The following is a 17,621-nucleotide window of genomic DNA, read 5'->3' as shown; positions in this document are numbered from 1 at the left end:
ATGCAATGGGAAGTCGTGATCGGGCTGGAGATACATACCCAGCTCACCACCCGATCGAAAATCTTTTCCGGTAGCTCGACCACGTTCGGCTCCGAGCCCAACACCCAGGCCAGCCTCGTCGACCTGGGCATGCCCGGCGTACTGCCTGTGCTCAACGCCGAAGCGGTGCGCATGGCGGTAATGTTCGGCTTGGCGATCGACGCCGAGATTGGCCAGCACAACGTGTTCGCCCGCAAGAACTACTTCTACCCGGACCTGCCCAAGGGCTACCAGATCAGCCAGATGGAATTGCCGATCGTCGGCAAGGGCCACCTGGACATCGCCCTGGAAGACGGCACCGTCAAACGCGTCGGCATCACCCGTGCGCATCTGGAAGAAGACGCTGGCAAGAGCCTGCACGAAGAATTCAACGGCGCCACCGGCATCGACCTGAACCGTGCCGGCACGCCGCTGCTGGAAATCGTCTCCGAGCCGGACATGCGCAGCGCCAAGGAAGCCGTGGCCTACGTCAAGGCGATCCATGCACTGGTGCGCTACCTGGGCATCTGCGACGGCAACATGGCCGAAGGCTCGCTGCGCTGCGACTGCAACGTGTCGATCCGGCCCAAGGGCCAGGTCGAGTTCGGCACCCGCTGCGAGATCAAGAACGTCAACTCGTTCCGCTTCATCGAGAAGGCGATCAACACCGAGATCCAGCGCCAGATCGAACTGATCGAGGACGGCGGCAAGGTCATCCAGCAGACCCGCCTGTACGACCCGAACAAGGACGAGACCCGTCCGATGCGCAGCAAGGAGGAAGCCAACGACTACCGTTACTTCCCCGATCCGGACCTGCTGCCGGTGATCATCGAGGACTCGTTCCTCAATGACGTACGCGCCACCCTGCCGGAACTGCCGCCGCAGAAACGCGAGCGCTTCCAGGCGCAGTTCGGCCTGTCGAGCTATGACGCCAACGTCCTGGCCACGAGCCGCGAACAAGCCGACTACTTCGAAAAAGTCGTGAGCATCGGCGGCGATGCCAAGCTGGCGGCCAACTGGGTGATGGTCGAGTTGGGCAGCCTGTTGAACAAGCAGGGCCTGGAAATCGATGAGTCGCCGGTCTCGGCCGAGCAACTGGGCAGCATGCTGCTGCGGATCAAGGACAACACCATTTCCGGCAAGATCGCCAAGATGGTGTTCGAAGCCATGGCCAATGGTAAAGGCAGCGCCGACGAGATCATCGAGAAGCGCGGCTTGAAGCAGGTCACCGACACGGGGGCGATCAGCGCCGTGCTCGATGAAATGCTCGCGGCCAACGCCGAACAGGTCGAGCAATACCGCGCGGCGGACGAAGCCAAGCGTGGCAAGATGTTCGGCTTCTTCGTCGGTCAGGCCATGAAAGCCTCCAAGGGCAAGGCCAACCCGCAACAGGTCAACGAACTGCTCAAAAGCAAGCTCGAAGGCTGACTTAATGGATGGTGATCGTTCCCGCGCTCTGCGTGGGAACGCCTCACTGGACGCTCCGCGTCCGCTTTTTGTGACGCAGAGCGTCACGGGCTGCATTCCCACGCAGAGCATGGGAACGATCATGGGGTCATCGAATGAAGCGTCTCCTCGGCGCCTGCGCCCTGCTGTCCTTGCTGGCCGGTTGCGCCAGCCAGAGCGGGACGGTCGATCCACACGGCTACGACCAGACCGGCGTCGCCTCTTATTACGGTGCCAGGCATCATGGCAAGCGCACCGCCAGCGGCGAGCGTTTCGACCAGCACGGCCTGACCGCCGCCCATCGCCAGTTGCCGTTCGGCACGCGGGTGAAAATCACCAACCTGAAAAACAACGACAGCGTCGTGGTGCGCATCAACGATCGCGGCCCGTATACCCGCGGTCGCTTGATCGACGTTTCACGCGCCGCCGCCGAACAATTGGGCATGCTGCGCAGCGGCACCGCGCGGGTGCGCGTGCAAGCCCTCGACGATTGATAGACGGAGCCCGGCCATTTCCCTACTCACCGCCCTACCGCTGCTCAGCCTGATCGAATTGTTCGGCGCCCTGCTGTTGCTGATCGCCGGCGCCGAGCTGCTCGTGCGCGCCGCCGTCGGCCTGGCGGCCCGCTTGCAGGTGCGGCCGTTGATCATCGGCCTGACCGTCGTCGCCTTCGGCAGCAGCGCGCCGCAGATGGCCGTCAGCCTGCAGGCGACCCTCGCCCAGAACGCCGACATCGCCGTGGGCAGTGTGATCGGCAGCGGTATCTTCAACATCCTGGTAACTCTCGGCCTGTCGGCACTGATCATCCCGTTGCGCGTCTCGCGTCAGTTGGTGCGGCTGGATATTCCACTGATGATCGGCGCCAGCCTGCTGGTGTTCGTGCTGGCCTGGAACGAAGAGCTGACCCGCTTGGACGGCGCACTGCTGCTGATGGCCCTGGCGGTGTACCTGGGCCTGCTGCTGCGCCAGTCCCGACATTCGGGACGACCGCATCCGGTGGGCGTGGACGTGGCCCGCATGTCGTGGCTCAAGAGCTTGATGATGATCGTGTCGGGCCTGACGATGCTGGTTTTCGCCGGGAACCTGCTATTGGGCGCCGCCGTGGAAGTGGCGAGCGACCTGGGACTGTCGGAGCGCATCATCGGCCTGACCATTGTCGCCGTCAGCACTTCGCTGCCGGAACTTGCCACCTCGCTGATCGCCGCCCTGCGCGGCCAGCGGGACATCGCGGTAGGCAACGTGATCGGCAGCAACCTGTTCAACCTGCTCGGCGTGCTGGGCGTGACCGCCCTCGCCGCCCCGTCGCCGCTGTCGGTCTCGCCCAATGCCCTGGACTTCGACTTGCCGGTGATGCTCGGCGTGGCGGTGTTGTGCCTGCCGGTGTTCTATTCCGGCTATCGCGTCACCCGCGCCGAGGGCCTGCTGTTCCTGGGGCTGTACCTCGCCTACGGGCTGCACGTGGTGTCGTTCACCACCGGCATGCCATTGGCCGGCCAGCTGGAACGGCTGATGCTGTTCTACGTGCTGCCCGCCCTGTTCGCGTTCCTGCTGTTCACGTCCTCGCGCGCCTGGCGCCGCCAACACCACAAGAGGGATTTACCATGACCGACACGCCAAAGACCGGCCTCGACATGCGTCGCCAAGTCATGGGCGACGCCTTCGTCGACCGAGCCCTGGGCAACGCCACCGAATTCACCCAGCCGTTGCAGGACTTCGTCAACGAGCATGCCTGGGGCAGCGTCTGGAGCCGCGAAGGCCTGCCGCTGAAAACCCGCAGCCTGATCACCCTCGCCGCCCTCACCGCGCTCAAATGCCCGCAGGAACTCAAAGGCCACGTGCGTGGCGCGCTGAACAATGGCTGCACGGTGGAAGAGATTCGCGAGGCGTTGCTGCACTGCGCGGTGTACGCGGGCGTGCCGGCGGCGATCGATGCGTTCCGGGCGGCGCAGGAAGTGATCGATAGTTATCAGAAGCCTGAGTGACCGGCGATTGAAGGCTAGATCCACCCACCCCACTGCAACACAAAAATCCCCAGGTTAGTGGTAATCGCCGCCATCAACGTGGTGATGACGATGATCGCCGCCGCCAGTTCATGGTTGCCATTCGCCGCCCGGGCCATGACGAAGCTGGCGGCGGCGGTGGGGCTGCCGAAGTAGAGGAACAGGATCCCCAGTTCCGCCCCACGAAAGCCCCAGAGCCAGGCGCCCAAGGTCGTCACCAGCGGCAGGCCGACCATTTTCACCAGGCTCGAACTCAGGGCCATCTTGCCGCTCTTGCGCAAGGCCGCCAGCGACAACGTGCCACCGATGCAGATCAGCGCCAGGGGCAAGGTCATTTGCGCCAGGTACTTGGTCGAGGTCTCGAACCAGTTTGGCAGGCCGATCTGCCAATAGGCGAACGGCGCGGCGACGATCACGCTGATGATCAACGGGTTGCTGACCACACTTTTGCAGATGCTCCACGGATCGGACTTGATCACCGGGCTGTAGACCGCCAGCACAATGGTCGACAGCGTGTTGTAGAACAGGATCACCAACGCAGCGAGGATCGCGCCCAGGGAAATCCCGTAGTCACCGTACATGCTCGCCGCCAGCGCCAGGCCGATGACCCCGTTGTTGCCGCGAAACGCACCTTGGGTGTAGATGCCGCGATCTTCCCGCGGGCAGCGCCAGATCGCCCAGCCCCACGCCATGGCGAAACTCACCAGGGTAGCAATCGAGAAATAGATCAGCAGGTCGGGTTGCAGTGCTGCGTGCAGATCGGCGTGCAAGATGCCGAGGAACAACAACGCCGGCATGGTGACGTTGAACACCAGGGACGAGGCGATGTGAATGAAGTTGTCGTTGATCCAGTAGATGCGTTTGAGCAACGTCCCCAAAAACAGCATGGCAAACACCGGCGCGGTGATGTTCAGGGTTTCGAGGAAAATTGCCAGCATGCCGGGGACCTTGAGAGGCGTGTCGTTAGGTGGCTAATAATAGGCCACTTTCCACCAATCGTTCCCACGCTCTGCGTGGAAATGCAGCCAGGGACGCATTCCCACGCGGAGCGTGGGAACGATCAATCGCTACCCCCCAAGGCCAGGATCAGGTAATCGGCGCTGGGTTGAACAACGTGATGTCGTTGTACAGCTTGTGCCGCTCGGCCCAGGTTTGCTTCTTTCCGCTGGCCACGTCCAGGTAGTAGTGGAACAGCTCCCAGCCCAACTCTTCGATGCTCGCGCGTCCAGTGGCGATCCGGCCGGCGTCGATGTCGATCAGGTCGGGCCAGCGCTGGGCCAGTTCAGTACGGGTCGAGACCTTCACCACGGGCGCCATCGCCAGGCCATACGGCGTTCCGCGACCGGTGGTGAACACATGCAGGTTCATGCCCGCCGCCAATTGCAGCGTGCCGCAGACAAAATCGCTGGCCGGCGTGGCACAGAAGATCAGGCCCTTTTGCTTGAACCGCTCGCCCGGGCCGAGCACGCCGTTGATCGCGCTGCTGCCGGACTTGACGATCGAGCCCAAGGACTTCTCGACGATGTTCGACAACCCGCCCTTCTTGTTGCCCGGCGTGGTGTTGGCACTGCGATCGGCTTCGCCTTTGGCCAGGTAACGGTCGTACCAGTCCATTTCGCGCACCAGCTCCTCGGCGACTTCGCGGGTTTGCGCCCGGGAGGTCAGCAGGTAGATCGCATCGCGTACTTCGGTGACTTCGGAGAACATCACCGTCGCACCGGCCCGCAACAACAGGTCCGAGGCATAGCCCAGGGCCGGGTTGGCGGTGATGCCGGAAAACGCATCGCTGCCGCCGCACTGCATGCCCAAGATCAGTTCCGAAGCGGGCACGGTTTCGCGGCGACGCTGGTCGAGCTTCTTCAGGCGCGTCTCGGCCAGCTCCATGATCTGCTCGATCATTTCGGTGAAACCGTGACTGGAATCCTGCAAGCGATATAGCCATGGCTCGCTGAGATCCACCGAACTGTCGCCCTCATGCATCACCTGCCCGGCCTGCAATTTCTCGCAGCCCAGGCTGATCACCAGCGCCTCGCCACCCAGGTTCGGGTTGCGCGCCAGGTTGCGCACGGTGCGGATCGGGATGTACGCGTCGGTGGCGGTGATCGCCACGCCGCAGCCGTAGCTGTGGGTCAGCGCCACCACGTCATCGACGTTCGGGTACTTGGGCAGCAACTCGTCCTTGATGCGCTTGACCGCATGGTCCAGCACGCCGGTCACGCACTGCACCGTGGTGGTGATGCCCAGGATATTGCGCGTGCCGACAGTGCCGTCGGCGTTGCGATAACCCTCGAAGGTGTAGCCCTCCAGCGGCGCATCGGCCACCGGCACATCGGTGGACAGCGGCAAGCTGTCCAGCGGTGGCGCGGTGGGCATGCGCAGCTGGTCTTCCTTGACCCAGCTGCCACGGGGGATCGGTTGCAGCGCATAGCCAATGACCTGGCCGTAGCGAATCACCTCGCCACCCTCGGGAATGTCCTCCAGGGTAACTTTGTGGCTTTGTGGCACGAAGTCGACGGTGACCAGGCCGTCCGGGAATTCAGTCCCGGCCGGTACGCCTTGGTCGTTGACGACGATCACCACGTTGTCCCGCTCGTTCAGGCGGATGTAACGGGGCGAATCGGCATGTTCAATCAGATTCATCGACGCCGCTCCTCAGGATTTGGCTTCAGACAGGCTGGAGAGATCGGCATCCTTGGCCGCTGGTTCCTTGAGCACCACGCGCTTGATCGGGCCCACGATGACCAGATAGCTGAACACCGCCATCAGCGCGTTGCAACCGACAAACACCAACGCCCATTTGAACGAGCCAGTGGAACTGATGATGTAGCCGATGACGATTGGCGTGGTAATCGACGCCAGGTTGCCAAAGGTGTTGAACAGGCCACCGCTCAAACCGGCGATCTGTTTTGGCGACGTATCGGAGACCACGGCCCAGCCCAGTGCGCCGACGCCTTTACCGAAGAAGGCCAAGGCCATGAAGCCCACCACCATCCATTCGATGTCGACGTAGTTGCACGCCACGATGCTGCTGGACACCAGCAGGCCGGCGATGATCGGCGCCTTGCGAGCGAAGGTCAGCGAATGGCCCTTGCGCAGCAGGTAATCGGAAATCACCCCGCCGAGCACGCCGCCGATGAATCCGCAGATTGCCGGCAAGGACGCGATGAAACCGGCCTTGAGGATGGTCATGCCGCGTTCCTGCACCAGGTACACCGGGAACCACGTCAGGAAGAAGTAGGTGATGCCGTTGATGCAATATTGGCCCAGGTAAACGCCGAGCATCATGCGGTTGGTCAGCAGTTGGCGGATGTAATCCCACTTCGGACCGTCGCTTTTCTTGTCCTTGCCCTTGTCCTGGTCCATATCGACCATCGCGCCGTTGGCGGCGATGTGATTGAACTCGGCTTCGTTGATCATTGGGTGCTGACGCGGACTGTAGATCACTTTCAACCAGACCAGCGAGAATACGATACCGATCACGCCCATCACGATGAACACGTGCTGCCAGCCGAAGCGGTAGACGATCCAACCCATCAGCGGTGCGAACAACACGGTGGCAAAATACTGCGCCGAGTTGAAGATCGCCGAGGCGGTGCCGCGTTCTGCGGTAGGGAACCAGGCGGCGACGATTCGTGCGTTGCCCGGGAACGAAGGCGCTTCGGCCAACCCCACCAGAAAGCGCAGCATGAACAGCGCAACCACGGCCGTGGACATGCCGAATTCACCGACATAGCCCTGCAGCACGGTGAACAGCGACCAGGTGAAAATGCTCAAGGCATAGATTTTTTTCGAGCCGAAACGGTCGAGCAGCCAGCCGCCAGGAATCTGCCCGGCCACGTAGGCCCAGCCGAAAGCGGAGAAGATATAACCGAGGGTGACGGCATCGATGCCGAGGTCTTTTTGCAGGCTGGAGCCTGCGATGGCGATAGTCGCGCGGTCAGCGTAGTTGATCGTCGTCACAAGGAACAACATGAGCAGGATCAAATAGCGGACGCGGGTCGGCTTGGTCTCTTGCATGTAATCTACTTCCACTATTTATTTTTATACGGGAAATCAATTTATGCGGTCGACGCCGTTGCGCGGCGCCGACCGTTGTTGCGTTTTACGAACCGATATAGGAAGTCTTCACCACGGTGTAGAACTCTTGCGCGTAGCGACCTTGCTCACGCGAACCATAGGACGAACCTTTGCGCCCGCCGAACGGCACGTGGTAATCCACGCCAGCGGTCGGCAGGTTGACCATCACCATGCCCGCCTGGGAATGGCGCTTGAAGTGATTGGCGTATTTCAACGAGGTGGTAGCAATACCGGCCGAGAGACCGAACTCGGTGTCGTTGGCCATCGCCAGCGCCGCCTCGTAGTCAGCCACGCGCACGATGTTGGCCACCGGGCCGAAGATTTCTTCGCGGCTGATGCGCATCGAGGCTTCGCTGTCGGCGAACAGGGTCGGCGCCAGGAAGTAACCTTCGGTGTCGCAGGTCACCACGCCGCCACCGCTCACCAGCCGCGCACCTTCGCTCTGGCCGATGTCGATGTACTTCAAGTCCTGGTTGAGCTGGGCTTCGGAAACCACCGGCCCGATATCGGTGCCGGCCTTCAACGCATGACCGACCTTGATCGACTGCATGCGCTCGGCCATGGCCGCGACGAACTTGTCGTGGATGCCGGCGGTGACGATCAGGCGGCTCGACGCCGTGCAACGCTGGCCGGTGGAGTAGAACGCGCTCTGCACCGCCAACTCGACGGCCTGCTTGAGGTCGGCGTCGTCAAGGATGATCTGCGGGTTCTTGCCGCCCATCTCCAACTGGACCTTGGCCTGGCGCGACACGCAATTGACCGCGATCTGCCGACCTACGCCCACGGAACCGGTGAAGCTGATGCCGTCGACTTTCGGGCTGTTGACCAGCACGTCGCCGACCACACGGCCGCTGCCCATCACCAGGTTGAACACACCGGCAGGGAAACCGGCACGGGAGATGATTTCGGCCAACGCCCAGGCACAACCCGGCACCAACTCGGCGGGCTTGATCACCACGCAGTTGCCGTAGGCCAGGGCCGGGGCGATTTTCCACGCGGGAATGGCAATCGGGAAGTTCCATGGGGTGATCAGGCCGATCACACCCAGGGCTTCGCGGGTCACTTCAACGTTGACGCCCGGACGCACCGACGGCACGTAATCGCCCGACAGGCGCAGGCATTCACCGGCAAAGAATTTGAAAATATTGCCGGCGCGGGTCACTTCGCCGATGGCTTCGGGCAGGGTCTTGCCCTCTTCCCGGGCCAGCAGCTGGCCGAGTTCTTCGCGGCGAGCGAGGATTTCGCTGCCGACTTTGTCCAGCGCATCGTGACGCGCCTGGATGCCTGAGGTCGACCAGGCCGGGAACGCGGCGCGGGCGGCGTCGATGGCGGCGTTGACTTGGGCTGCGTCAGCCTTGGCGTATTCGCCGATGACATCGGACAAGTCAGATGGGTTGATGTTGGCGCAATAGTCAGCACCGGCCACCCATTGACCGTTGATGTAGTGATCGAAACGCTTTGAATCTGCCACGGAGCTACTCCTTCTACAAAAACTGTCGAGGAACGCAGGGCGTCCCTGGCTGCATCCCCACGCAGCGCGTGGAAACGATCAAGCCATACGCAAAAAGCCGCTGATTACTCAGCGGCCTTGTCGGGTCTGTTACTGCTTGCCTTGCTTGTCGATCAGCGCGGCCAGTGCTTCGTATTCTTCTGGCAGCAGATCGGTCAGCGGCGTACGCACAGGACCGGCGTCATAGCCCACGATTTTCGCGCCGGCCTTGACGATGCTCACTGCATAACCGGCCTTGCGGTTGCGGATGTCCAGGTATGGCAGGAAGAAGTCGTCGATGATCTTGCCAACGGTTTCGTGATCTTCGCGGGCAATGGCGTGGTAGAAGTCCATCGCGGTTTTCGGGATGAAGTTGAACACCGCCGAGGAGTAGACCGGAACGCCCAGGGCCTTGTAGGCCGCGGCGTAGACTTCAGCGGTCGGCAGGCCGCCCAGGTAGCTGAAGCGATCGCCGAGACGACGACGGATCGACACCATCAGTTCGATATCGCCCAGGCCATCTTTGTAGCCGATCAGGTTCGGGCAACGCTCGGCCAGTTGTTCCAGCTGGGTGGCGTTCAGGCGGCAGACGTTGCGGTTGTAGACCACGACGCCGATCTTCACCGATTTGCACACGGCTTCAACGTGGGCGGCTACGCCGTCCTGGCTGGCTTCGGTCAGGTAGTGCGGCAGCAGCAACAGGCCCTTGGCGCCCAGGCGCTCGGCTTCCTGAGCGTATTCGATGGCCTGGCGGGTCGCACCGCCGACACCGGCAAGGATCGGCACGCTGGTGGCGCAGGTATCGACGGCGGTCTTGACGACTTGCGAATACTCACTGGCGGCCAGGGAGAAGAATTCACCGGTGCCGCCCGCTGCGAACAAAGCAGAGGCGCCATACGGGGCCAGCCACTCGAGGCGCTTGATGTAGCTGTCGCGATTGAAATCGCCATTGGCAGTGAAATCGGTGACCGGGAACGACAGCAGGCCAGACGAGAGGATGGACTTCAGTTCTTGTGGATTCATTATTCGAACACCCTGGACGCAAATGTTGTGTTGTAGGAAACGGTTCAGCTTCGTTGAGAAGTTGTAAGTCATCGTACAACTTAAAATAGGAACGTCAACTGCATTTCGTCTTTTGTCGGGTTCTGGCCCAGGGAAAATCGCCTTGCAGCCTTCCAAACCGGGGCTTTGAAGGAGATTGGAAGACGGATGAAACTTGCCGGACGAGCATCAGGACCGCTCGTCGTCACTGTCAACTCTGCCAGTAGGCGCCGTTACGGCATGGGGGGATAACCCACGTATGGCCGTGCGAGGCCCGGCCGCAGGTCCTTTTTCTCAATCTTGAGTCGCCCGTACGCAGTAATCAGGGCTGCCTCACAGGGAGTGACATCATGACGACGTTTAAGAAGCCCGTGCTCGAGGGTGTGCCAGATGCAGATGCTGAGAAGGTCACGGTGTCCTTGTCAAAGATGAAGACGTTAACCGTGCGGATTCCAAATGCAGAGAACTCACCAGAGTCGACTGTCCATCTCACGGTGTCGGTCCCTAAGCAGGTAGGCGCAGAACAATCCATGCTCGTTGAAAAGACTCCCGAGACTCACCCGGATAACTTCGAGACGCCTGAGTTACGCAAGGACGTGACACTGACATTTTCAAGCGACGAGCTGAAACAGTTCAAAGGCAAATCGGTTGAGCTTCGTTACACATTCGATTACGCAAACGGATGGGACTCCGAAACATCAGCGCCACAAATACTGCAGATCAAGGCGTAGCTCTGCACACCTATTGTTTGTCAGGCAAGCACACAGATATAAAGCCGGATACATTCCCTGTGGCGAGGGGATTTATCCCCGCTGGGTTGCGCAGCAACCCCCAGAGGCGGCGCCTCAATTCGAGCTGACACACAGAGGTGTCAGTTTCGGGGCTGCTTCGCACCCCAGCGGGGATAAATCCCCTCGCCACAGAGTGACTTACTCCATCTCAACTGACAGAAGCTAGCCCTGCGCCTGCGCCTCTTCATGAGCCTGGCGCAGCCGTTCGCGGCTGTTGGTCAGGTGCAAACGCATGGCCGCACGGGCCGCGTCGGAGTCCTGGCGGGCGATGGCTTCGTAGATTTCCTCATGCTCGCGACTCAGGCGATCCATGTAGTGCTGGTGGTCGTCGTGGGCCAGGCGCGCCGAGTTCAGCCGGGTGCGCGGGATGATGCTGGTGCCCAGGTGGGTCATGATGTCGGTGAAGTAGCGGTTGCCGGTGGACAGGGCGATTTCCAAGTGGAAGGCGAAGTCCGAGGCCACCGCGTCACTGGCGTGGGCCGCGCTTTCGTTCAAGGCGTCGAGTGCCGCGCGCATCGCGGCAAGTTGCTCGTCGCTGCGGCGTTGTGCCGCCAGGCCAGCCGACTCCACTTCCAGGCTGATACGCAATTCCAGGATCGCCAGCACATCGCGCAACGTGACCACCGTCGCCGGGTCGATGCGAAAGCCACTCGGGCTGGGCGTGTCCAGCACGAAGGTGCCAATGCCATGGCGGGTTTCCACCTGGCCGGCCGCCTGCAAGCGCGAAATCGCCTCGCGCACCACCGTGCGGCTGACGCCATGGGCTTCCATGATCGCCGACTCGGTCGGCAGTTTATCGCCGCGCTTGAGCAGGCCGTCACGAATCTGCTCGGACAGCACCGTCACCAGCTCCTGCGCCAGGCTGCGGCGCTTACGAGGAAGACGTGGGACGTCGATCGGGTTTTCCATGGTTTCTGTGTCTCGGCAAGCGGCTGAATGGCACCATCATAGCGCAACGTGGTTGTACGATCACCGTACGTGGCGGCCTTATGGAAAATTGCCGCCACAACAGTGTTCGTCAATGACAGTCAGGCAACAACGGCCTGCTCCACCAGTTGGCCATTTTCAATACGCACATGTCGCGCATGGAAACGTTTCAGACTGCTTCGGTGGCCGACGCTGATGATGCTCAAGCCCGGCAACTGGTCGATCAACGCCTGGTACAGCGTCGCCTCGTCCTCTTCATCCATCGCCGACGTCGCTTCGTCCATGTACAACCAGAGCGGTGCATAAAGCAATGCGCGAGCGAAAGCCAAGCGTTGTTGCTCGCCGGGCGAGAGCATGCGCTGCCAGTGGTTGCTTTCGTCCAACCGCGAAACCAGGTGCGGCAGACGGCAGGTTTCGAGCACCTGTGCATAACGTTCGTTGGGGTAGATATCACCGGCCTGTGGATAACTCAACACTTCGCGCAGGCTGCCAATCGGCAGGTAGGGCTTCTGCGGCAAGAACAGGTAACGCGCCGAAGGCAACAGAATGCTGCCATGCCCGGCAGGCCACAGATGCCCCATCGCCCGTAGCAAGGTGGATTTGCCGCTGCCGGAACGACCGCTGAGCATCACTCGCTCGCCCGGCTCTACATTCAGTTCGGCGTGGGTCAGCAGATGGCGACCGTCGGCCAGGTCCAGCCCGAGCTCGCGCACCTTCAATTCGTTGCCCTGGTTCTGCACATCGATCGCCGGTACGCGGTCTTCGTTGTCGCTCATCGCCTGGCGGAAGCTCAGCAAACGGTCGCAAGTGGCGCGCCACGCGGCAAGGTCAGAGTAAGCGCTGATGAACCAGCTGAAATTCTCCTGCACGTTGCCGAACGCCGAGTTGATCTGCATGAGCTCGCCCAGCTGGATCTTGCCGGCGAAGTAGCGTGGCGCAGCAACGATGAACGGGAAGATGATTGCGATCTGGCCATAGCCAGAGGTGAAGAACGTCAGGCGCTTGGACACGCGCATGATGTCCCAGAAGTTATGCCAGACCAGGCCAAAACGACCGCTCAGGCGCCGGTTCTCGTTCGGCTCGCCGTTGTACAGCGCAATGCTCTCGGCGTTTTCACGCACCCGCACCATGGAGAAACGCAGGTCGGCTTCGAAGCGCTGCTGGTTGTTATTGAGGCCGATCAGGCGACGGCCGATCAGGTGCGTCAGCCAACTGCCTACCGCCGCATACACCAGCGCAGCCCAGAACATATAGCCGGGGATGGTGTAGCCGAACACTTCGATGCTGCCGGACACGCCCCACAAGATGATCGAGAACGATACCAGGCTGACCACCGTGCGCAGCAATCCCAGGCCCAGGCCGAGGGTGTTGCTGGTGAAACTGTTGAGGTCTTCGGAAATCCGCTGGTCCGGGTTATCGGTATAGCCGCCCTGCTCCAGCCGGTAATAATTCTTGTCGTTGAGCCAGCGAGCGAAGTGCTGCTCGGTGAGCCAGGCCCGCCAGCGGATCGTGAGCATCTGCGTGAGGTACAAGCGGTACACCGCACCGAGGATCGCCACCGCCGCGATGCCGCAGAAATACAGGATCAACCGCCAGAACGCCACGCTGTCCTTCTCTTGCAGGGCGTTGTAGAAATCCTTGTACCAACTGTTGATCCACACCGAGATCGCCACGCTGAACAACGACAGCGCGATGACAGCGATCAACAGCGTCCAGGCCTTGCCCTTCTCCTCACTGCGCCAGTACGGCGTGGTCATTTGCCAGACACGGCGGAAAAACTGGCCGCGCACCGCGTCATTGACCGCGGAATATTCAGCGTTCTGATTCATGGTTTAAGGCTCGATAAAGGGAAAACTCGGGCCGATCATAAAGCAACGGCCCGATGTGTCGCGAGGGTGGACAGCATTCGTTCAGCGCAGGTTCAGCGACGTACCGGACGCTTCTGCAATTTGCGCTGCAGGGTGCGCCGGTGCATGCCCAGGGCGCGAGCGGTGGCGGAGATGTTGCCTTCGTGCTCGGTCAGCACGCGCTGGATGTGTTCCCACTGCAGGCGGTCCACCGACATGGGGTTTTCCGGCACCAGGGTGTCGAGGTCGGCGTGCTCGGACAGCAACGCGGCCAGTACGTCATCGGCGTCCGCCGGTTTGCACAGGTAATTGCAGGCACCGCGCTTGATGGCTTCGACAGCGGTGGCGATGCTCGAATAACCGGTGAGGATCACCACGCGCATTTCCGGGTCCAGCTCCAGCAGCTTGGGCAGCAGTACCAGGCCCGAATCGCCGTCCATTTTCAGGTCGAGGGCGGCGTAGTCGGGCAAGTCGGCCTGGGCGATGGTCAGGCCCTCTTCGGCGGAACCGGCGGTGCTGACGCGAAAGCCGCGCCGGGACATGGCCCGAGCCATGACGCGGGTGAAGGTGGCGTCGTCATCTACCAGCAGCAGGTGCGGCAGTTCTTCGCCGTCGACTTGGATCTCGTCACTCATATTCGTCTCCTCGGTCGGCATGGGGCAGGCGCAGCTCGGTGAGCGTGCCGCCTTCCTCATGGGGGTAGAGTTTCACCGAGCCGCCAGCGCGTGTCACGCTGGCCTTGCTCAAAAACAGGCCCAGGCCAAAACCTTTGCCCTTGGTGGTGAAAAACGGTTTGCCGATCTGCTCGGCAATCGCCAGCGGCACACCGGCGCCATGGTCGCGGATGCAGATCGTCAGCTCATAGGCATCCCAATCCAACACCACTTCCAAGCCCTCGGGGCAGGCGTCTGCGGCGTTGTTCAGCAGATTCAGCAGCGCCTGGGTCAAGTCGGGCGGCGGTGCCATGCGCGGCACCGTGCCCTTGCCCAGGCACTGGAAGCGATAACTGGCCTCCGGGCGCATCAGGTGCCAGCGGTTCAGGGCATCGTCGAGCCAGAAGGTGACCGCCTGCATGTCGATGTCCAACCGGCGGTTGGCCTCGGCCGCCCGCACCAGGTATTGCAGGGTTTCCTTGCAGAGCTTGACCTGGTCCTGCAACACGCTGAGGTCTTCCTGCAACGCCGGGTCTTTATGGTCCTGGCGCATTTCCTTGAGCAGCACGCTCATGGTCGCCAACGGCGTGCCCAGTTCATGGGCGGCGCCGGCGGCCTGGGTCGCCACGGCCAGCAATTGTTCGTCCCGCAGGCCTTCTTCGCGGCGGATCGCCCGCAACTCTTCCTGACGGCGCAACTCTTCAGCCATGCGCGCGGCAAAAAACGTAATGACCGCTGCGGCCAAGGCGAAACTCAGCCACATGCCGTAGATCTGCAGGTTTTCCCGAGCGATGGGGAAGGTTTCCAGCGGATAGAACCGTGCCAGCAGCAAGGTGTATAGCGCCAGGGCGATGCCGGACAGGATCAGCGAAAAACGCCACGGCAGCGTCACGGCGGCGATAGTCAGCGGCACCAGGTAATACGAGACGAAGGGGTTGGTGGAGCCGCCGGAAAAATACAGCAGCGCGCTGTGGATAAACAGGTCGCAGGCCAGTTGCACGGCATATTCAAGTTCGGTCACCGGCCAGGACGTGCGCAGGCGAATCGCCGTCAACGCGCACAGCACGCTGGAGCACGCCAGGGTGATCGCCAGTTGCAGCCACGGCAGCGGCAGCAGGTCGAACCAATAGGCGAGCCCCACAGAACCGGCCTGCGCCGCGAGGACCAGAATGCGGATAAATGTCAGGCGCCAGAGGTTCTGGCGCGAAGCGGAAGTCATTTGCAAAGGGGCGAGCATGAGCTCTCCTGATGAGCGCTCCAGGCGGATCGCACGGAGTATAACCAAGGCGCGGGTGGCAGCGGCAGCTGTGCGGCAAAGCGCCACAGCCCCGGAGCCTACCTCTCCCTCGGCACAAAAGCCCATCACAAAGCAGTCTGTATAGAAGTTGTAACTGTGCGAACCGGACCATAAACGCTAGAGTCTTATCGTTCACGCAGGCCTGGAACCTACCCCTGCGCATCATCCCAAGGAGCTTTCATGCACACGTTCCGTCGCCCCGCCGCCCTGCTCGCCCTCAGCCTGGGCACCGTCGCCAGCCTGCCGGCCCTGGCCGCCGATGAGCTTCATTACAATCAGATTTCCCTGCGCGCCGAAGCCAGCCAGGAAGTGGCCCGCGACCTGATGATCGTTACCCTCTACACCGAGGAACAGAACACCGACCCGGCCAAATTGGCCGCCGCCGTCAGCACCACGCTGAACAAAGCCATCGGCCAGGCCAAGCAAGTCAAGGACATCAACCTGCGCCAGGGCAGCCGCAACAGCTACCCGATCTACGACAACAAGGGCCAGAAAATCACCGGCTGGCGCGAACGCGCCGAACTGCGCCTGGAAAGCGCCGACTTCGCCGCCCTGTCCAAACTCACCGGCGAATTGCTGGGCGACCTGAAAATGGCCGGCATGGACTTCGCCATCGCCACCGCCACCCGCCAAAGCAGCGAAGACGCCCTGCTCAAAGACGCCGTCAACGCCTTCAAGGCCCGCGCCCAACTCGCCACCGAAGCCCTCGGTGGCAAGGGCTACAAGATCGTCAACCTGAACTTCAACACCAACGGCTATCCGCAACCGTACATGCGCCCGCAAATGATGATGAAAGCGGCGTCCATGGATGCTGAGTCGGTCACGCCGGAAGTGGAAGCAGGCACCAGCAAGGTGACAATGACGGCGGATGGGGTGGTTGAGGTGTTGATGCAGTAAATGATCAGCGGTGGTCCCGATCGTTCCCACGCTCCGCGTGGGTATGCAGCCCGGGACGCTCTGCGTCCCTTCCAAAGCCGAACGCAGAGCGTCCGTAGAGGCATTCCCACGCGGAGCGTGGGAACGATCATAATTTCCCTCCGGCTACACTTCGGCCGGGGTGGCTGGTGCTTCAAGCTGATCCAACGCCTTGTCCACCAGCAACTGACACAACTCCACCAACTGATGAATCCCCAACGCCACACTGCGGCGGGTGCCCTCCACTTCGAAGGCCAGGTCTTCGGCCATGGCTTTTATCGAGGCCAGGGTTTCGGAGGTGCTGGTCAGTAAGGTGTCGGCGTCGGCTTTGGCCGTGACGGAAAACAGGCTGTCGATGCGCGGATCGGTAGCCGGCTCTGCAGGTTTTGGATTGAGATAATGGTTGAGCGCCCGATCGGCAGCGGCGCGGTCTTTTAGCAGGTCTTCGACGGCGTCGAATTCGGCTAGAGGGTTTGTTCGGTTGAAATTTGGCTCATTCTTTCCTTTGTTCATGTGCATGCTCCTGATGAAATTGGAGCCATCACTCGCCGTTACGGTCGTGAGGCTTACGACCCTATTAATTTCAGGTTCCCACTCCTGGTCACTGTTTCGCAGCGACATTCAAAGGTTAGAGAGCCAACTTCCGAGGGACAACCCTAAAAACATGTCGGATATTTCGTTATCCAAGCCCGAACGTTCCTACCCTTTCGAAGGACACAGCCGCCTGACGGCTCGATACAAAACCCGTGGCGAGGGAGCTTGCTCCCGCTGGGCTGACGGGTGTACGAGCGGGAGAGCCAGGTCGGCTATTAGGCCGCCTCGGCCCGGCTTTTGATCTGGGGGCCCCGTTAACCACGATGGCTGAACGCAGGTATTGCGCAGTGGGCAACCCGGCATGGATGCCGGGTTAGCCGCGCTGGGCCATGGATGGCCCTTCGCGGCGGCCCACGGAGCAATGCCTGCGTTCAGGCACACCGAGCCTAGGCGAGGTGCCGAGTGGTGGGGCAAGTGTACGGAACAACCACATGGGTTACAAAAAAGTGCATTCACATAGGTGACACTTTGATTGAAACATAGCCGTTTTTTGCGTCCCGGGCATTGACGTGACCTAGGATCACCG

16 protein-coding genes are annotated in these 17,621 nt (G+C 61.5%); 6 read left to right on the top strand and 10 right to left on the bottom strand.

Features of this window, described 5'->3' with window-relative positions; translation table 11 throughout:
* The 4 genes from gatB to HU762_RS14335 all read left to right on the top strand — a co-directional run bounded on the left by gatB (position 1) and on the right by HU762_RS14335 (position 3,446).
* A complete protein-coding gene (gene gatB / locus HU762_RS14350) occupies positions 1 to 1,446 on the top strand; it encodes an Asp-tRNA(Asn)/Glu-tRNA(Gln) amidotransferase subunit GatB (RefSeq protein WP_186638000.1) in 1,446 nt (481 codons plus the stop codon).
* Between the two features lie 134 nt (positions 1,447 to 1,580).
* Entirely contained in the window at positions 1,581 to 1,958 is a 378-nt protein-coding gene (locus HU762_RS14345) for a septal ring lytic transglycosylase RlpA family protein (RefSeq protein WP_186637997.1), read from the top strand.
* Positions 1,959 to 2,007: 49 nt separating this feature from the next.
* Entirely contained in the window at positions 2,008 to 3,069 is a 1,062-nt protein-coding gene (locus HU762_RS14340) for a calcium/sodium antiporter (RefSeq protein WP_186638412.1), read from the top strand.
* Positions 3,066 to 3,446 (top strand): carboxymuconolactone decarboxylase family protein, encoded by a 381-nt coding sequence (locus tag HU762_RS14335; RefSeq protein WP_003177973.1) that lies wholly within the window; start codon positions 3,066 to 3,068, stop codon positions 3,444 to 3,446. Before HU762_RS14340 ends, HU762_RS14335 begins: the two co-directional genes overlap by 4 nt.
* A gap of 14 nt (positions 3,447 to 3,460) precedes the next feature.
* Here the strand turns inward: HU762_RS14335 and HU762_RS14330 are convergent, their stop codons facing one another.
* The 5 genes from HU762_RS14330 to kdgD form a co-directional block, all read right to left on the bottom strand.
* On the bottom strand, positions 3,461 to 4,402 hold the full coding sequence (locus HU762_RS14330) for an AEC family transporter (protein WP_186637995.1): 942 nt from the start codon (positions 4,400 to 4,402) through the stop codon (positions 3,461 to 3,463).
* 148 nt (positions 4,403 to 4,550) lie between these two features.
* Complete coding sequence (garD, locus tag HU762_RS14325; protein ID WP_186637993.1) at positions 4,551 to 6,104, bottom strand: galactarate dehydratase; 1,554 nt, start codon at positions 6,102 to 6,104, stop codon at positions 4,551 to 4,553.
* A 12-nt stretch (positions 6,105 to 6,116) separates the two neighbouring features.
* Positions 6,117 to 7,481, bottom strand: coding sequence for an MFS transporter (locus tag HU762_RS14320; protein WP_186637990.1), 1,365 nt, complete (start codon positions 7,479 to 7,481; stop codon positions 6,117 to 6,119).
* 85 nt (positions 7,482 to 7,566) lie between these two features.
* On the bottom strand, positions 7,567 to 9,012 hold the full coding sequence (locus tag HU762_RS14315; RefSeq protein WP_186637987.1) for an aldehyde dehydrogenase family protein: 1,446 nt from the start codon (positions 9,010 to 9,012) through the stop codon (positions 7,567 to 7,569).
* A 129-nt stretch (positions 9,013 to 9,141) separates the two neighbouring features.
* Positions 9,142 to 10,053 (bottom strand): 5-dehydro-4-deoxyglucarate dehydratase, encoded by a 912-nt coding sequence (kdgD, locus tag HU762_RS14310; RefSeq protein WP_186637984.1) that lies wholly within the window; start codon positions 10,051 to 10,053, stop codon positions 9,142 to 9,144.
* Positions 10,054 to 10,421: 368 nt separating this feature from the next.
* Here kdgD and HU762_RS14305 point away from each other — a divergent pair, with 368 nt between their 5' ends.
* Entirely contained in the window at positions 10,422 to 10,802 is a 381-nt protein-coding gene (locus HU762_RS14305; RefSeq protein WP_189664395.1) for a hypothetical protein, read from the top strand.
* 222 nt (positions 10,803 to 11,024) lie between these two features.
* Here the strand turns inward: HU762_RS14305 and HU762_RS14300 are convergent, their stop codons facing one another.
* From HU762_RS14300 to HU762_RS14285, 4 genes are all read right to left on the bottom strand, one after another.
* Positions 11,025 to 11,771 (bottom strand): FadR/GntR family transcriptional regulator, encoded by a 747-nt coding sequence (locus tag HU762_RS14300; protein WP_186613367.1) that lies wholly within the window; start codon positions 11,769 to 11,771, stop codon positions 11,025 to 11,027.
* A gap of 119 nt (positions 11,772 to 11,890) precedes the next feature.
* Positions 11,891 to 13,618, bottom strand: a complete 1,728-nt coding sequence (locus HU762_RS14295) for an ABC transporter ATP-binding protein/permease (RefSeq protein ID WP_186637983.1) — start codon at positions 13,616 to 13,618, stop codon at positions 11,891 to 11,893.
* 92 nt (positions 13,619 to 13,710) lie between these two features.
* Positions 13,711 to 14,271: a response regulator transcription factor gene (locus HU762_RS14290; protein ID WP_003177957.1), complete on the bottom strand. Its 561-nt coding sequence runs from the start codon at positions 14,269 to 14,271 to the stop codon at positions 13,711 to 13,713.
* The gene (locus tag HU762_RS14285; protein WP_186613364.1) at positions 14,264 to 15,526 is read right to left on the bottom strand and encodes an ATP-binding protein; all 1,263 of its coding nucleotides are present in this window, start codon (positions 15,524 to 15,526) and stop codon (positions 14,264 to 14,266) included. The genes HU762_RS14290 and HU762_RS14285 overlap by 8 nt, the downstream gene beginning before the upstream one ends.
* 240 nt (positions 15,527 to 15,766) lie before the next feature.
* Here HU762_RS14285 and HU762_RS14280 point away from each other — a divergent pair, with 240 nt between their 5' ends.
* Positions 15,767 to 16,483 carry an SIMPL domain-containing protein gene (locus tag HU762_RS14280; protein ID WP_186637981.1) on the top strand — a complete coding sequence of 239 codons (717 nt, stop codon included), beginning with the start codon at positions 15,767 to 15,769 and terminating at the stop codon, positions 16,481 to 16,483.
* A gap of 144 nt (positions 16,484 to 16,627) precedes the next feature.
* Here HU762_RS14280 and HU762_RS14275 read toward each other — a convergent pair whose 3' ends face one another.
* Positions 16,628 to 17,014 (bottom strand): DUF6124 family protein, encoded by a 387-nt coding sequence (locus HU762_RS14275; protein WP_186637975.1) that lies wholly within the window; start codon positions 17,012 to 17,014, stop codon positions 16,628 to 16,630.
* Positions 17,015 to 17,621: the final 607 nt, after the last annotated feature.

Origin of the sequence: Pseudomonas sp. SWRI92 (assembly GCF_014268685.1) — a bacterium.
Lineage (GTDB): Bacteria > Pseudomonadota > Gammaproteobacteria > Pseudomonadales > Pseudomonadaceae > Aquipseudomonas > Aquipseudomonas marvdashtae.
Note: the sequence above shows the minus strand (reverse complement) of the source record. Positions and strands in the feature narration are given on the sequence as shown.

What these genes read in the sequence shown, in the direction of transcription:
- HU762_RS14295 (WP_186637983.1), bottom strand. Translation starts at nt 13,618, where the DNA reads ATGAATCAGAACGCTGAATATTCCGCGGTCAATGACGCGGTGCGCGGC.
- HU762_RS14275 (WP_186637975.1), bottom strand. Translation starts at nt 17,014, where the DNA reads ATGAACAAAGGAAAGAATGAGCCAAATTTCAACCGAACAAACCCTCTA.
- HU762_RS14335 (WP_003177973.1), top strand. Translation starts at nt 3,066, where the DNA reads ATGACCGACACGCCAAAGACCGGCCTCGACATGCGTCGCCAAGTCATG.
- HU762_RS14300 (WP_186613367.1), bottom strand. Translation starts at nt 11,771, where the DNA reads ATGGAAAACCCGATCGACGTCCCACGTCTTCCTCGTAAGCGCCGCAGC.
- HU762_RS14345 (WP_186637997.1), top strand. Translation starts at nt 1,581, where the DNA reads ATGAAGCGTCTCCTCGGCGCCTGCGCCCTGCTGTCCTTGCTGGCCGGT.
- gatB (WP_186638000.1), top strand. Translation starts at nt 1, where the DNA reads ATGCAATGGGAAGTCGTGATCGGGCTGGAGATACATACCCAGCTCACC.
- HU762_RS14280 (WP_186637981.1), top strand. Translation starts at nt 15,767, where the DNA reads ATGCACACGTTCCGTCGCCCCGCCGCCCTGCTCGCCCTCAGCCTGGGC.
- HU762_RS14305 (WP_189664395.1), top strand. Translation starts at nt 10,422, where the DNA reads ATGACGACGTTTAAGAAGCCCGTGCTCGAGGGTGTGCCAGATGCAGAT.
- HU762_RS14290 (WP_003177957.1), bottom strand. Translation starts at nt 14,271, where the DNA reads ATGAGTGACGAGATCCAAGTCGACGGCGAAGAACTGCCGCACCTGCTG.
- HU762_RS14330 (WP_186637995.1), bottom strand. Translation starts at nt 4,402, where the DNA reads ATGCTGGCAATTTTCCTCGAAACCCTGAACATCACCGCGCCGGTGTTT.
- kdgD (WP_186637984.1), bottom strand. Translation starts at nt 10,053, where the DNA reads ATGAATCCACAAGAACTGAAGTCCATCCTCTCGTCTGGCCTGCTGTCG.
- HU762_RS14320 (WP_186637990.1), bottom strand. Translation starts at nt 7,481, where the DNA reads ATGCAAGAGACCAAGCCGACCCGCGTCCGCTATTTGATCCTGCTCATG.
- garD (WP_186637993.1), bottom strand. Translation starts at nt 6,104, where the DNA reads ATGAATCTGATTGAACATGCCGATTCGCCCCGTTACATCCGCCTGAAC.
- HU762_RS14285 (WP_186613364.1), bottom strand. Translation starts at nt 15,526, where the DNA reads ATGCTCGCCCCTTTGCAAATGACTTCCGCTTCGCGCCAGAACCTCTGG.